Below are 14,563 nucleotides of genomic sequence, written 5' to 3'. Positions count from 1 at the left end.
CGTCGTTCACACACTCTCCCCGGGCTTCGTCTACGACAACTGCTCCGCCAACAGGAAACCACCGATCGCGATCATCATGACCCCGGATACCCGTGTCACCGCCCGGGCCGCCGAAGGCCGTGTCTTCAGCACGGTGCGCGCGAGCACGCCGACACCGAGGTAGACGACGGCGCAGGCGGTCATGTGGAGGGTGCCGAGGACGCCGGTCTGCACGGCCACCGGCCAGCCCGTCGCCGGGTGGATGAACTGCGGGAAGAGGGAGAGGTACAGCAGCAGTGCCTTGGGGTTCAGGCCGCTGATGCCGATGCCCTTGAGCATGACCTGGCGGCGGGAGGCGCCGACGGGCTGCTCGTCGGCGGTCAGCACGGCGGGCTGCCGCAGCACGTTGCAGCCGAGCCAGACCAGGTATCCGGCCCCTGCGACGGTCAGCACCGTGAGCAGGGTCGCCGAACTCGCCACCAGCACGGCCAGGCCCGCGACGGCGAGCAGCGTGTATCCCACGTAGCCGGTTATCAGCCCGGCGACCGCCGGGACGACCGAGCGGTCCCGCAGTCCGGCCGCGATCGCGTAGGCCCAGTCCGCGCCCGGCGTGAACACCAGTAGAAGGTCCACGGCCAGAAATGCCGCCAGCGTGGTCGTGTCCATGTGTGTCGATCCCTCTCACGTGCAGTGGTACGCGAGGAAGGCTAGGCCGGATTTGCCCGTAAGTGTTCCCTTCTTTACCCCGATACCGGCACGCCTGAGGGAGAATCTTCTTCATGGATGCCATGGACCGGAAAATTCTTACCGAGCTGCAGATGGACGGCCGCCTCACCATCACCGAGCTGGCCGCCCGCGTGAAGCTGAGCGTCTCGCCCTGCCACCGCCGGCTGCGCGATCTCGAACGCTCGGGGGCCATCCGCGGCTACCGCGCCGTCGTCGACCCGTCGGCCCTCGGCCTGGACTTCGAGGCGCTGGTCTTCGTCACCCTGGGCTGGGAGGACCGGGACACCGTCGCGTCGTTCGAGGAGGCGGTGGCGGCGGTGCCCCATGTGCTGCAGGCGCAGCGCCTGTTCGGCGATCCGGACTATCTGCTGCGGGTGGCCGCCGCCGACCTGACCGCCTTTCAGCAGCTGTACGACCAGCAGCTCGCGCGCCTTCCGGGGGTGCAGCGCCTCAACTCCACGCTCGTGATGAAGAACGTCGTCGCGAACCGGCCGCTGCCGGACTGACTCACCGACCCGCCGAGCCGGCGACTCACCGGCTCGCCGACTCACTCACTCCTGATGTTGTGCACTTTATTGACCGCGGCAACCAACACGCATACATTCACGGGCACCCTTCCCCCGCCCAAGGGAGTCCGCGATGCCCCAACGCACCAAGCAACTAAGGCGAGTTGCCCTCTCAGGGCTGCTCGGCACCACCGTCGAGTTCTACGACTTCCTCGTCTACGGGACCGTGGCCGCCGTCGCCTTCGGTGAGCTGTTCTTCCCCGGCGCCGACCCGGCCGTCGGCACCATCGCCGCGTTCGGCACCTTCGCCGCCGGATACGTCGCCCGCCCGCTCGGCGGCATCGTCTTCGGGCACTTCGGCGACCGGCTCGGCCGCAAGTCGATGCTGCTGCTCACGATGGGCCTGATGGGCGGCGCCAGCTTCCTCATCGGGCTGCTGCCGACGTACGACACCGTAGGAGTCTGGGCGCCGCTGCTGCTGATCACGCTGCGCGTCGTGCAGGGCCTCGCCATCGGCGGCGAGTGGGGCGGCGCCACGCTCATGGTGGTCGAACACGCGGGAGCGCGGCGGCGCGGACTGTGGTCCAGTTTCACGCAACTGGGAGCGCCACTCGGCTCCTTGCTCTCCGCCGCCGTGGTCGCCCTCGTCGTCACACTTCCCAAGGAAGAGTTCATGTCGTGGGGCTGGCGGGTGCCGTTCCTGCTGAGCGTGGTGCTGCTCGGCGTCGGACTCTTCGTACGGCTGAAGGTCGTCGAGAGCCCGCTGTTCGCCGAGGTGAAGCAGGACCGCGGCATGGCGCGGCTGCCGATCATCGACGTGCTGCGCCGCCCGCGCCCCGTCCTGCTGGCGTGCTGCGTCGGCATCGGGGCCTTCACCACACAGTCCCTGCTGACCAGCTACCTCATCTCCTACGCCACCGACATCGGCTACGCGCGCTCGCAGGCACTCACCGCGCTGACGGTGTCCTCGTCGGTCGCGCTGGTCGTGCTGCCGTGCGCCTCGGTGCTCTCCGACCGGATCGGCCGCCGCCCGGTCGTCCTCGCCGGCGCCCTCGTCTCGGCGACGCTCGCCTTCCCCGTCCTCGCGCTCGTCGACTCCCGCTCGCCCGGCCTGCTGATCCTCGCCGTGGTGCTGGGGCACGGCTTCGCCCAGTCCATGATGTACGGCCCCTTGGGCGCCCTGTTCAGCGAAATGTTCGGCACGCGCGTGCGCTACACCGGCGCCTCGCTCGGCTACCAGGGCGCCACCCTGATCGGCGCCGGCTTCTCCCCGATGATCGCCGGGGCCCTGGTGGCGGGGAGCGGCGACAGCACGCCCATCGCCCTGCTGCTGTGCGGCGGTTCGCTGATCACCGCGCTCTCCCTGTGGTTCGTCCGCGAGACCGGCAAGGGCGCGCTCACGCACACCACCGAAGCCCCCGCCGCCCTCACCAAGGAGGCCTCCGCATGAGAACACCCGGTTCCCGGACACGTATCGCCTGCGCCGCCGCTGCCGTGCTGGTCGCCACCGCGCTGCCTGCTCCGGCCCTCGCCGCCTCCCCGGACCCCCGACACGTCGAGGGCAGCCTGCCCTCCGGCGCCACGTACGCGATGGACGTACCCGGTTCGTGGAACGGAACGGTCCTGCTGTTCAGTCACGGATACAACGACGTCGGCGCGCCCAACCCGGCCGAGGTCGCACCGGACGACGCCACCAAGTCCCTTCTACTGAAGCAGGGTTACGCCCTGATCGGCTCCTCGTACGCCACCACGGGCTGGGCGATGCCGGGCGCGGTCGACGACCAGCTCGCCACCCTGTCGGCCTTCACGGACCGGTTCGGCGCCGCCCGGCGCACCGTCGCCTGGGGCCGCAGTTACGGCGGGATGGTCACCACCGCGATCGCCGAGCGGCACCCCGGGCGCATCGACGGCTCGCTCTCCCTGTGCGGCCTGGTCCACGGCGGCGTCGCCAACTGGAACAACACGCTGGACCCCGTCTTCGCCCTCAAGGCGCTCCTCACGCCGGATTCCGACGTCCCCCTGGTCGACCTGCCGGACCAGGAGACCGCCACGCGCGCGGCGGACACCATGGTCGCCGCGGTCGACAAGGCGCAGGCCTCCCCCGAAGGGCGCGCACGGATCGCGCTCGCCGCCGCCCTGCACAACATCCCGGGCTGGAACCAGGAGTCGCAGGCCCGCCCCGCGCCGGACGACTGGGACGCCCAACAGGCCAACCAGTACACGGCCGTCAAGGGCCTGCTGAAGGTGGCGGCCTTCAACCGGCGCCAGGACTCCGAGGCGCGGTCCGGCGGCAACACCTCCTGGAACACCGGCGTCGACTACGCGCGGCTGCTCGCCCGGTCCTCCGTGAGCAAGGAGGTCGGCGAGCTGTACCGCAAGGCCGGGCTCTCCCTGCGCGGCGACCTCGCCGCCCTCGACCGCGCGCCGCGCATCGCCGCGGACCCGGACGCGGTGGCGTCGCTGCGCCGCACCAGCACGTTCACCGGCAGGCTCGACAAGCCGCAGTTCGACGTGCACACCACCGGCGACCCACTCGTCCCCGTGCAGACCGAGAGCGCGCTGCGCCGCGCCGTCAGCGCCGCGGGCTCCTCCTCCCGGCTGCGCCAGGCCTACACCGACAACGCCGGGCACTGCACGTTCAGCGCGGCGGAACAACTCGCCGCCCTGCACACGCTGGAGGACCGCATCGCGACCGGGGCGTGGCACGGCGCGGACGCGGCCTCCCTCAACTCGCGCGCCGCGAAGGCGAACCCCGCCGACCCCGCGCGCTACGCCACCTACCACCCCACCGAGTACCTCCGGCCGTACGACCGCGCGCATCCCGCCGATGGCCGGTGATCGGGAACGGGCGCCCGCCGCGTTGTCGGTGGGCGCCCGTAGTCTTGGCGCCGTGAAGGACACCGGCATCGACGACGACCCGACCAGTGACGCGGCGGACATCTCGCAACCCCGCCCGCAGTCGCTCCTGCTCGCCTTCTTCGGCAACCACGTGCTGGCGGAGGACGGGGACCTGTGCGTGTACTCGGGCAGCATCATCGAGGTGCTCGGCCGGGTCGGCGTGGGTGAACAGGCCGTGCGCTCCACGCTGTCGCGGATGGTCAACCGGGGCCTGCTGCACCGCCGGCGCGAGGGCCGCCGCATGCACTTCGGGCTCACCGAGCAGGCCAAGCACGTGCTGGACGACGGCCGGGTCCGCATCTGGAAGCAGGGCGCGGTCAACGACGAGTGGGACGGCACCTGGACGCTGCTCGCCTTCTCGCTGCCCGACTCCTGGAAGCGCCGGCGCCACGAGCTGCGCTCCCGGCTCGTGTGGTCCGGATTCGGCACGCTCTACAGCGGGTTGTGGATCGCGCCGGGTCACGTGGACGTGTCGGAGGTGGTCGGGGAGCTCGGGCTGGCGGAGTACGTGAAGGTCTTCCACGGGGCGGCGGGGGTGGCCACGGACATCGAGGGGATGATCCGCGACACCTGGGACCTGGAGAGCATCGCGGCCCGCTACCGGGCCTTCGACGAGCGGTGGAGCGAGGGCCCGCGCGAACGGCCCGGAGTCGGCGCGGACGACCCGCTCGGCGCCCGACTGCGACTCGTCAGCGAATGGCTGGACACCATCCGCGCCGACCCCCGGCTGCCGGCCGGCCACCTCCCGCACGACTGGCCGGCCCGCCCCGCCCAGGAGACGTTCCACCGCATCGCGGAACAAACCGAGGCGCCCGCGCGGGAAATGGCCCGCGAACTGCTCCAGACGACGACGGTGCGATGACAGGATCAGGCTGAGGGGGTGCGGTGCCGGTGTCCGGACGGGGTAAACGGTGGTCGGCAGTGGCCGTAGCCGCAGTCTGCTTGGCCCTCACCGGCCCGAGCACGCCCAGCGGCGCACTCGTCTCAGAACCCCTCCCGCTGCCGGTCGGCGCCGCGCAGGACATCGTGCCGAACCGCGTCATGACGTGGAACATCTGCAATCCCTGCGGCAGCGCCCAGAACCTCGGCAGGGCGGCGGACATCGCGACGTACGCGCCACAGGTCATCGGCCTGCAAGAGGCATGCGTCCGCGACGTCGAGGAAATCCGCGCCTACCTGAAGACCTTCTACGGCCTGACCTACCACGTCGAGTACGGATCGGTGCTGCGCAACTGGGGCCGCTGCGGGGGACTTCCGTGGCGGGCGGGCGGCTACGGCCAGGCGATCCTCTCGGCGGCGCCGCTGGCCGACCCCGTCACCGTCGAGTATCCGGACGGCGGTTCCGAGGACCGCGGCTACCTGGCGGTGACGACCACAGTGGGCGACCGCCCGGTGCGCGTCTTCAACACCCACCTCGCGCAACGCCAGCAGGAGTCGTTCCGCGAGCGGCAGGTCGCCGTCTTCGCCAAGGCGGTCGCCCGCCACGAACACACCATCGTGCTGGGCGACTTCAACGCCGTCCCGGACGCGCCCGAACTCGCCCCGATGTGGTCCCTGGCCAAGGACGCGTCCCCCGAGTGCCACCCGGCGCCCGGCGCCGCCTGCGAGACGACCACCGACTGGCACAGCAAGTTCGACTACATCTTCCTGCGCGGATTCGCCCCGCGTGACCATGGCGTGCATCCCAGCGAGTATTCGGACCACCACTCGTTCCGAGCGGACCTGGAGCCGGTGCAGGGGCGGTAGTTGATCTGTTGCTGCTTGTCGCCGTTGGTTGTCGCTGAGCCGCTTCGGGTGGCCCAGGGGCGGCCCGGCCGGCGTTCATGTGCAGCTCCTCGGCCCACGCGGTGAGGTCGCCGAGGGCGGGGCTTCCCCGGCGAGCACCTTGCGCAGTGCGGCCTGGGCACTCGCGCGGTGCAGCACCACCGCGGGAAACTCTCCCTCCGGGCTCCTGTGGGCTGCTGCGATCAGGTCGTCGATCCGACCGTTCCACCGGACGAGGTCGACGAGGTGAGGTGCGGTGATCGCGCGCCAGCGAGCCTGGGCCGACTCGGCGAGCTTGAACACCATCGCCATCGCCAGGGCCGCAGCCGGCTGCCGGCGCCAAACGGCGGGGCGAGCCGGCGCATCGTCAAGTTCGTGCGCCAGTAGGCCGCGACCAGGAGAATGCGGTCCTCCAACGGCAGACCCCACTGCCGTCCGCGCCGCGATTCTCCCGCGATCTTGCGGCGCGCCACGGTCACCAGCTTGCCGAAGCTGCGGGGGCTCAGCCCGGTGAACGGGGTTATCCCGGAGGGCATCGACCGCCGTGATCACACCAGCCACACCAAGATCATGTCAGTGCCGTGCGGCCGGCTCCGCGCCCGCGCTACGTTCGGCTACGTTCGCGGGATGAAGCAGCCTCCGGAACAGATCCCCGCGCTCCTCGATGGCCCGGCCGTCGACGTCTCCGATGCCCGTGAACTGCTCCTCGGCTACCTGGAGTGGTATCGCGAGGCACTGATGCGAAAGCTCGACGGACTGTCCGACGACCAGCTCCGTACGCCCGTCGAACCGCTCGGCTGGTCGCCGCTCGGCCTGGTACAGCATCTTGGCTGGGTCGAACGCCGGTGGATGTGCTGGGGGTTCGCAGCCCAGGACGTCATCGCCTATCCACCCGGCGGAGACGCCGAGGAGTGGACGGTCGCACCCGGCACGTCCACCGCCCGGCTCATCGCCGCCTACCAAGCGGAGGTAACCGTGGCGAACTCCCTGGCGGCGCCTGCCACGTTGACCGACAAGGCACGCCTCGGGGGCCGCTTCAAGACGCCCGCCCAAGCCCCCTCGCTCGGACGGATCCTCTTTCACCTGCTCCAGGAGTACGCCCGGCACGTCGGGCACCTCGACATCGCGCGCGAACTCATCGACGGCCAGACCGGCGAGTGAGCCGTCTGTGACAGTTGATGCACTACGGGACAGCTCTTAGCTGCGCCTTCCAGGCAGGCTCAGGCCCCGACGCATTCCCCTGCCTACCGTACGTGCCCCGACTCCGCCACGTGATCATGGATGGGAACGGTCGCCCCGTACATGGGAGTAGCCGACGACACCGGGTCCGTGGTTCATGCCCCAGTGCAGGATGAGATCCCCTGGCCGCACCTCACGTACGAGCGCGTATGACCAGTACTCCCCGCCTCGATCGTTGACCTGCGGCGCGAGCAGATCTGCGCCGATATCGACGCGGTTAGTGATCTCCAGCCAGTAGCGTTCGCTCGGATCTCGTCTCCACCACCGGTTTACAGGCGTGGCCCCACCCTGGTGGGGACTCAGCTCGTTACCGAGCATGCCAGGCGCAATCAGGGTCCAGAAGCTCAACGGACCCACGGATCGATGAGTGTCACCGTACCTCTGGTTGAGGTTACTTGCGATCAGGACGGTCCGGAGGCGTTCCTTCCTTGCCCTGTTGCCGGGTGGCGCACATGGCTACCGCGCGGATCAAGCCCCCCGGCATCCTGTGCCTATGGCAAAGGGGCGGCGGCGCGCGATCGGTGGCTACAGCATGCTCACCCTGATCGGCGCCGCGGTGATGACGTGGACTGTGATCACAGGTCTCGCCCGGCTGGATTTGCTGGGCGACGCTGTTCAGGTTCGGATCGCAGAGTGCCATCAAGAAGGCGGTGGGCGTGCAGGGAGCCACTCGGTATGCAGTGGTCCTCAGGTGGGCACCAAGACGCACATAGTGAAACTCCAGTACGAAGGTCATCAGGGGGAGGTCGTTCGAGCTGTTCGGAAGCCGTGGGGCAGCTATGAGCCTGTGGAAACAGGCTTCGTTGCGTGGGGTACTTGGGTGCTGATTCCGGTCCTTCCTCTCCTTGGGACAGTCGCGGCCGGGGCACTCACGGTCAGGGAAATACGCCGGGCTCGGCGTGATGCTCAGCGGGCATGATTGCGCCTGTGGGGCACGGAGGGGGCACGCTCCTCTGGATCTATCGATCGACTAGCGCTTATCGTGCGGGCGTGGACTGGCTTATCTCCCTTGCCTTCGCCATCCCGTGTGTGGGGCTGGGGGTGGCCCTTGTCAGGGACTACCGGGGATTCCGAAGCTGCTTCTACCAGTCAGGGCTAGGGCCACCTTCTGAAGCAGCGGAGCGACGCTACGGCGGACCTGTTCGGCTGACTGGCTGGGTCTTCGTCGTGTTGGGCTTGTACCCGCTCTTGTTCGAGTCGGTCCGGCTCACCGGTTGGGTGTTCATCGTGCGGGGACTGTTCCCGCTGGTCGGTTGGTGAGTTTGATTTTGAGGCCTGGCCTCATCCTTATCAGGTCGATCTAGGCGCCCTATCGACCAAGTTGAGTTGTCCGCCCAAGGGTCTTTAGTCCCACGCGCCCTTGAGGGCCCCCTTGCCGTATGACTGGCCACTTGCGGGGTGTTCATTAGGGCGTGGACCCCGGATGCTCCCTAGGCTTCGCCTGTCGCAGGCTCCGAATGTTCGGTAGTTCTCCTGCGCCTGCCTCAAGCTCAGCGAACCATTCGGTCCACCCCGGACTGTATCGACGTCATGTTGGTCCTGCCCGTCGTCCTCCCAAAAGCAGACGTCGCAGATCTCGAAGCCTCCACGCTCGCCCAAGGTGAGGTATCCGCAGCAAGGGCACTGATACGGCCCGGACTCCCGAGCTCCATAGATGTTCATGAACGGTTCCTGCATGTGTGCATTCTGACCGGCGACTCGGCAGCAGGCAGCCTCCCCCAAAGACCAACCCACCACTCAACCCCAGCTCCCATTCCCCGGCGCCGGCCGATCCCCCGCAGGAAGCATCGTCTTTGACCGCGGCCGGGGTGCGTCGGGTGCTCGACTCATGATCCCGGTCTAACCCACTTGTGGGCGTGCGTCGGCGCGGCGCCCGAAACACGGGGCGCTGGGGAGCAACGACTTCAACGCCCGTGTATGGAAGGCCGCGAGGGCTTTGCACGCCCCACGGCACGTCTACGCCTCGGTCCTCCTGGACGCTGTGGAGAACATTAGGGCGCTGAGCTTGCGCCTCGGGCACAGCGATCCGGGGTCACGCTCCGCGTCTACACGCACCTCATGCCCTCCAGCAAGATCCGGCCCCGGAAAGCCATCCGCGCCATGTACCGGGCCGCCGGTCACGCCCGCGACGGCCCGGAGACGGCCCACGCCACCTGACACGGCCCCTCATTTTCCGAGCGGACCTGGACACCCTGGAGCCATAGGGCCGGGCCCACCACCGTCACCCCTTCTTCCGCAGCACCTCCCCCACCCTCTCCTCCCGCCACCGCCGCAGCAGTTCGTGGAAGGCGACCGCGCCGTGTGGGTAGGCGTGTGGGCCGTTGGGGCGGCCGCGGCCCTCGCGGTTGTAGTAGCCGGGGGTGCATTCGGCGTGGAACCACTCGTGGTCGGGGGCGTCTTCCGCGCAGGTTGCGCGCCAGGCGTCGACCGCCTCTGGGGTCGGTTCCAGGAGCGCGTCGTCGCGCTCCGCGGCCGCCACGAGGGCCGCCGCATGGGCGGCCTGCTCGTCCAGGATGTGGCTGAAGTTGACGCTGGAGGCGTTCTGCATCGGGCCCAGCTGGATCAGGTTGGGGAAGCCGGTGGATGTGAAGCCGTGGAGGGTTCGGGGGCCGAACTCGGCGAGGGAGGAGAGGAGTTGGAGGCCGTTGCGGCCTGTTACCGGGAGCTTCCCGGAGGTGACGCCCGAGACGCCGACCGAGAAGCCGGTCGCGAAGATCAGGCAGTCGATCTCGTACTCGACCCCACCGACGACGACACCGCGTTCCGTCATGCGCTCGATGCCATGGGTGTCCGCGGTGTCCACCAACGTGACGTTCTCGCGGTTGAAGGCGGGCAGGTACAGGTCGGAGAACGTCGGGCGCTTGCAGGCGTAGCGGTACCAGGGCTTGAGGGCCTCGGCGGTGGCCGGGTCGGTGACCTCGGCGGCGACGCGGTCGCGGATCTGGTTCATCGTGGCGTGGTCGGCGGCCTCGTACGCGGCCTCGAAGTCCGGTTCGCCGTCGCGGCGGAAGCTCGGAAGCAGCTTCTCGAGGAGGGCCGCTGACTCCGTCCAGCGGTCGGCCACCAGGTCGCGGTCCGCGTCTTCGCCCGACACGATCCGAAGGAAGTTCTCGCGGCGTTCGCCCGCCCAGCCGGGTCGGTCCGCGCCGATGTCCTGGGGGGTCATGCGTCGCTGCCCGCGCACGTCGACGGCGGAAGGCGTGCGCTGGAAGACGTACAACTGCCGGGCGTCCTCGGCCAGTTTCGGGATGGCCTGCACGCCCGTGGCGCCCGTGCCCACGACGCCGACGCGCTTGTCGGCGAGGCCCGTCATGCCGCCGTCGGGGCCTCCGCCGGTGTAGCCGTAGTCCCAGCGCGAGGTGTGGAAGGTGTGGCCCTTGAAGTCCTCGATGCCGGGGATGCCGGGCAGTTTGGGCTCGGAGAGGGTGCCGGTGGCGGTGACGACGTACGTGGCGCGGAACTCGTCGCCGCGGTCGGTCGTGACCAGCCACTGGTGGGCGTCGCCGTCCCAGGTCAGGGCGGTGACGGCGGTCGAGAAGAGGGCGTCTTCGTAGAGGTCGAAGCGTTCGGCGATGCGTACCGCGTGGCGCCGGATCTCGTCGCCCGGTGCGTACTTCCACTCGGGTACGTAACCGGTCTCGTCCAGCATCGGCAGATAGACGTGCGACTCGATGTCGCAGTGGATGCCGGGGTAGCGGTTCCAGTACCAGGTGCCGCCGAAGTCGCCGCCCTGCTCGATCACCCGCACCTTCTCCAGGCCCTGCTGCCGCATCCGCGCGCCCGCCAGGATCCCGCCGAACCCGCCGCCGACGATCGCGACGTCCACCTCGTCGCACAGCGGCTCGCGCGCGGGGACCTCGCCCGCGTACGGGTCGGCGGCGAAGTAGCCGAAATCGGCGGTGGTGGACCGGTATTGGGCCGCGCCTTCGGGGCGGACGCGGCGCTCGCGTTCGGCACGGTAGCGCTCACGCAGCTCCGCCGTCTCCTGCGGGGTGGGGGGCGTGGCGCACTTCGGCAGGGTCATGCGGCGGCTTCCTCTCGTGGGGGGACATGCGGCGGAGGGAGCGCCCCTCACTGGGACATCCGCACCGTCACGGGTACCGTAACCCAACAACCGGACAACACTGTCCGGTAGGGGTCCGGTGCGGCCCGATCCCGACGTGACCCGACGCGAAAGGCCCGCGATGTCGAACCTCAACCCCGCCTCCCCGCTGCGCAATTGGCTCGCCGACCCGGCCGCCGGGCAGATCCTGCGCGGCATGCTGGCCTCGCAGGGGCAGAGCGAGGAGGCACTGTCCCCCGCGCTCGGCCTGCCGCTGGAGCAGCTCGTGAAGATGTCCGGCGGCAAGTTCCCCGCGGAGCTGGTGGACGTACTGGTCACCGCCGCCGAGACCGGTGAGATACCCGAGGGTCTGCCCACCGCTCCCCCGGCCGCGCCCGCCGCCACCGCCCCGGAGCCCGGCATCGAGATCGGCACCCCCGAGCCGTGGACCGAGCGGATCACCTCCGGCCGCTTCGCCGGACAGACCGTCGTGGTCACCGGCGCCGCCTCCGGCATCGGCAAGGCCGTCGCCTCGCGGGTCGTGCGCGAGGGCGGCCGGGTCGTCGCCGTGGACGTGTCGGGCGACAAACTGGCCGACGTGGCGGCCGAGTTGGGCGGCGCGCTCGTGCCCGTCACCGCGGACATCACCGAGCCCACGGCCGCCGACACCGTGCTCGCCGCCGCGGGCGGGCGCGTGCACGCGCTGGCCAACGTCGCGGGCGTGATGGACGACGACGCCGCCGTGCACGAGGTCGACGACAAGATCTGGCAGCGCGTCATGCGCATCAACGTCGACGGACCCATGTACCTGATGCGCGCCGTCGTGCCGGGCATGCTCGCCGCGGGCGGCGGCCGGATCGTGAACATCGTGTCCGAGGCGGCGCTGCGCGGCTCGGCGGCCGGCGCCGCGTACACGACGTCGAAGCACGCCCTCGTCGGGCTGACGAAGTCCTCGGCGTACCAGTACGCGGGCACGGGAGTTCAGGTCAACGCGGTGGCGCCGGGCGCCGTCGCCACGGGGATTCAGGTCCCGGCCGGTGCGCCCTACGGATCGGCGCGCACCGCGAAGATGCGGGTGGCGATACCCGGTCTCGCGATGGCGGAGGAGCTGGCGGCGTCCGTCACGTTCCTGCTCAGCGCGGATGCGGTGAACCTCAACGGGGTCGTTCTGCCGTCGGACGGGGGTTGGTCGGTGGCGTGATCGCTCGCCCCACCGTGGCTGAGGTCTCGGGGCTCTGCCCCGGACCCCGCTGCTCAATCGCCGCAGGGGCTTGAAAGACCCGCTCAATCGCCGCGGGGGCTCCAGGCAACCGGACCTGCCCCCATCTCCGTACGGAAGGTGCACCCCACATGCCCACCAGAACCCACACCCTCACCGCCCTCACCGCCCTCGCCCTCCTCACCCTCACCGCCTGCGGTACCGAGAAGGCCGGCACCTCGGACGCGCGCCCCGCCGCCGCTCCCGCCTCCGGCGCGGGACACACCATCCGCGCCACCCAGCTCTCCCACGTCACCGACCCGCACAAGGCCACCGGCATGACACTGCTGGAGGGCCCGGTGCTCACCAAGGGCGGTGACCTGTACGTCGTGGACGTCACCGCCCCGCCCGGCGAGCCCAAGGTGATCTCCGTCGACGTGAAGACCGGTGACCACAAGGGTGTCTACAGCGACAAGACGGGCGCGTACACCTCCGCGCAGATCAGCCCGCACGACGGCCGCGTGTATCTGACGGAGTATCAGTCCGGCGACATCATCAGCATCGCGCAGGACGGCTCGGACCGGCGGACGTTCTTCTCCGGCAAGATCGACGGCTCCCCGATGAACCCCGACGACATCGCCTTCGACGACGACGGCAATCTCTACGTCAGCGATCTGCACGGCATGAAGACGGGCGAGGCCGAGGGCCGCATCGTGCGCATCGACCGCGACGGCGAGAAGACCACCGTCCTCGCCGACAAGCTCGCGCACCCCAACGGCGTGATGTTCGACCCCGGGCAGAAGGGCCTGTGGATCAGCGAGTTGGCCAAGGACACCGTCTCGTACCTGCTGCTCGACGCCGAGAAGACCACGGTGACCACGCGGCACGAGGCCATCCACGTCGACGCGGGCGTCGCGCAGACGGACTCGATCGCCGTGGACGCCGCGGGCAATCTCTACCAGGCGCTGCACGGCCGTCCCGCCATGGCGGTCTTCAGCAAGTACGGCGAACGCCTCGGCACGGTGGAGGTCCCCGCGAAGGAGGCCGACGGCCTCCAGTCGGCGACCAATGTCGCGATCACGCCGGGCGGCCGGGCCGCGTACATGACGGTCAGCGGGCCGAAGGGCGGGTACGTCTACGAGTTCGACGCGCTGGCCAAGGGCATCCGCCTGTCCAACGGCGGCTGACGCTCAGTCCTCCGCGAGGTCGACGGACCGCAGCGGGCCCACCTCGACGCCGAGCAGCCCCCAGGCCGCGAACGCCAGCCGCTCGCGATCGGCGAGGGTGGGGCCCGCGACGGCGCCGGAGACCATCGCGATGGCCAGCATCAGCTCGTCGGCGGAGAGCCCGCGCCCGACGGGCGTGCACCCGGCGAGCACGCCGCGCACCCGCGCCGACAGCTCCCGGCCCTGCTCGTCGCCGCCGCGTACGCGCAGCAGGTCGACGAAGGCGGTGGAGCGGGTGATGTGCCACGTGACGACGCCGAGCACGGACGTGAGGGTGGCGTCCGGCTCGGCGGCGGCCGTCTCGATCTGCCGTACGTTCTCGTCGAGCACCGCCGAGGCCAGGGCCACCCGGTCGGCGAAGTGCCGGTACAGGCTCCCCTGCCCGACGCCGGCCCGGCGCGCGACCGTGGACAGCGGCGCGTTCAGCCCCTGCTCGGCGAAGACCTCACGGGCGGCGCCGATCAGGGCCGCCCGGTTGCGGGCGGCGACACGGCGGCCCTGGTTGGCCGGGCGGGGCCGGTCGGGCTCGGAGGGGTTCGTCACGTTGGCAGCGTAATGCAGTGCAATACCCGATCTACGAGGAGGAAGTTCGTGGCCAAGCCTGTGGTGGTCGTCATCGGTGTCGGCGGCATGGGAAGGGAGATCGCCCGACGTCAGGGCTCCGGGGCCCGGCTCGTCGTGGCGGATTTCGACGGGGAGCTGCTGGCCGCGGCGGCCGACGAGCTGACGGCCGACGGATACGAGGTCACCCCGGTGCGGGTCGATGTCTCGGACCGGGCGTCGGTCGCGGCGCTCGCCGCGCGGTCCGCGGCGCTCGGCCCGGTCACGCAGGTCGCGCACACCGCGGGCCTGTCCCCGGTGCAGGCGCCGACGGCGGCGGTGCTCGCCGTGGACCTGCTGGGGGTGGCGCTAGGGCCTGTCGTCAAACTCCCGTCGTCGCCCGAAGGGCGGCGCCGCGGCGTCTGGGGCGTGCGATCGCAAGGCG

At 70.2% G+C, this 14,563-nt stretch carries 14 protein-coding genes and 2 pseudogenes; 10 read left to right on the top strand and 6 right to left on the bottom strand.

All coding sequences use genetic code 11. The features are described from left to right. Window positions 1–30: 30 nt before the first annotated feature. Complete coding sequence (locus tag OKJ99_RS07990; protein WP_326015119.1) at window positions 31–645, bottom strand: LysE family translocator; 615 nt, start codon at window positions 643–645, stop codon at window positions 31–33. 113 nt (window positions 646–758) lie between these two features. On the opposite strand from OKJ99_RS07990, the gene OKJ99_RS07985 reads away from it, so the two are divergent. The 5 genes from OKJ99_RS07985 (at window position 759) to OKJ99_RS07965 (ending at window position 5,855) form a co-directional block, all read left to right on the top strand. Next, entirely contained in the window at window positions 759–1,211 is a 453-nt protein-coding gene (locus tag OKJ99_RS07985) for an Lrp/AsnC family transcriptional regulator (RefSeq protein WP_266716607.1), read from the top strand. 133 nt (window positions 1,212–1,344) lie between these two features. Beyond that, complete coding sequence (locus tag OKJ99_RS07980) at window positions 1,345–2,661, top strand: MFS transporter (protein WP_326015118.1); 1,317 nt, start codon at window positions 1,345–1,347, stop codon at window positions 2,659–2,661. Beyond that, window positions 2,658–4,049 carry an alpha/beta fold hydrolase gene (locus OKJ99_RS07975; RefSeq protein ID WP_326015117.1) on the top strand — a complete coding sequence of 464 codons (1,392 nt, stop codon included), beginning with the start codon at window positions 2,658–2,660 and terminating at the stop codon, window positions 4,047–4,049. The genes OKJ99_RS07980 and OKJ99_RS07975 overlap by 4 nt, the downstream gene beginning before the upstream one ends. 52 nt (window positions 4,050–4,101) lie before the next feature. After that, entirely contained in the window at window positions 4,102–4,971 is an 870-nt protein-coding gene (locus OKJ99_RS07970; RefSeq protein WP_326015116.1) for a PaaX family transcriptional regulator, read from the top strand. 59 nt (window positions 4,972–5,030) lie between these two features. Then, entirely contained in the window at window positions 5,031–5,855 is an 825-nt protein-coding gene (locus OKJ99_RS07965) for an endonuclease/exonuclease/phosphatase family protein (protein WP_326015115.1), read from the top strand. A 75-nt stretch (window positions 5,856–5,930) separates the two neighbouring features. Here the strand turns inward: OKJ99_RS07965 and OKJ99_RS07960 are convergent, their stop codons facing one another. Beyond that, window positions 5,931–6,185: a hypothetical protein gene (locus OKJ99_RS07960; protein WP_326015274.1), complete on the bottom strand. Its 255-nt coding sequence runs from the start codon at window positions 6,183–6,185 to the stop codon at window positions 5,931–5,933. A gap of 26 nt (window positions 6,186–6,211) precedes the next feature. Then, a pseudogene (locus OKJ99_RS07955) lies at window positions 6,212–6,434 on the bottom strand (transposase family protein); the annotation flags it as partial. Window positions 6,435–6,500: 66 nt separating this feature from the next. On the opposite strand from OKJ99_RS07955, the gene OKJ99_RS07950 reads away from it, so the two are divergent. Further along, window positions 6,501–7,034: a DinB family protein gene (locus OKJ99_RS07950; protein WP_326015114.1), complete on the top strand. Its 534-nt coding sequence runs from the start codon at window positions 6,501–6,503 to the stop codon at window positions 7,032–7,034. A 1,422-nt stretch (window positions 7,035–8,456) separates the two neighbouring features. Here the strand turns inward: OKJ99_RS07950 and OKJ99_RS07945 are convergent. After that, window positions 8,457–8,774 (bottom strand): CPCC family cysteine-rich protein, encoded by a 318-nt coding sequence (locus OKJ99_RS07945; RefSeq protein WP_326015262.1) that lies wholly within the window; start codon window positions 8,772–8,774, stop codon window positions 8,457–8,459. Between the two features lie 220 nt (window positions 8,775–8,994). On the opposite strand from OKJ99_RS07945, the pseudogene OKJ99_RS43835 reads away from it, so the two are divergent. Further along, window positions 8,995–9,269: pseudogene (locus tag OKJ99_RS43835) on the top strand (hypothetical protein); the annotation flags it as partial. 64 nt (window positions 9,270–9,333) lie between these two features. Here the strand turns inward: OKJ99_RS43835 and OKJ99_RS07935 are convergent. Then, window positions 9,334–11,136, bottom strand: coding sequence for a flavin-containing monooxygenase (locus OKJ99_RS07935; RefSeq protein WP_326015113.1), 1,803 nt, complete (start codon window positions 11,134–11,136; stop codon window positions 9,334–9,336). A 136-nt stretch (window positions 11,137–11,272) separates the two neighbouring features. On the opposite strand from OKJ99_RS07935, the gene OKJ99_RS07930 reads away from it, so the two are divergent. Then, window positions 11,273–12,355 carry an SDR family NAD(P)-dependent oxidoreductase gene (locus tag OKJ99_RS07930; RefSeq protein WP_326015112.1) on the top strand — a complete coding sequence of 361 codons (1,083 nt, stop codon included), beginning with the start codon at window positions 11,273–11,275 and terminating at the stop codon, window positions 12,353–12,355. A 149-nt stretch (window positions 12,356–12,504) separates the two neighbouring features. Further along, complete coding sequence (locus OKJ99_RS07925) at window positions 12,505–13,539, top strand: SMP-30/gluconolactonase/LRE family protein (RefSeq protein ID WP_326015111.1); 1,035 nt, start codon at window positions 12,505–12,507, stop codon at window positions 13,537–13,539. Between the two features lie 3 nt (window positions 13,540–13,542). Here OKJ99_RS07925 and OKJ99_RS07920 read toward each other — a convergent pair whose 3' ends face one another. Continuing rightward, entirely contained in the window at window positions 13,543–14,121 is a 579-nt protein-coding gene (locus OKJ99_RS07920) for a helix-turn-helix domain-containing protein (RefSeq protein ID WP_326015110.1), read from the bottom strand. 48 nt (window positions 14,122–14,169) lie between these two features. Between OKJ99_RS07920 and OKJ99_RS07915 the strand changes: the two genes are divergently transcribed. After that, window positions 14,170–14,563 (top strand): SDR family NAD(P)-dependent oxidoreductase (locus OKJ99_RS07915; RefSeq protein ID WP_326015109.1); only part of this gene is annotated, 394 nt, incomplete at its 3' end.

Source organism: Streptomyces endophyticus, assembly GCF_035798155.1.
GTDB classification, from domain to species: domain Bacteria; phylum Actinomycetota; class Actinomycetes; order Streptomycetales; family Streptomycetaceae; genus Streptomyces; species Streptomyces endophyticus.
The sequence above is the reverse complement of the archived record's forward strand: the minus strand, read 5'-3'. Positions and strand labels throughout refer to the sequence as shown.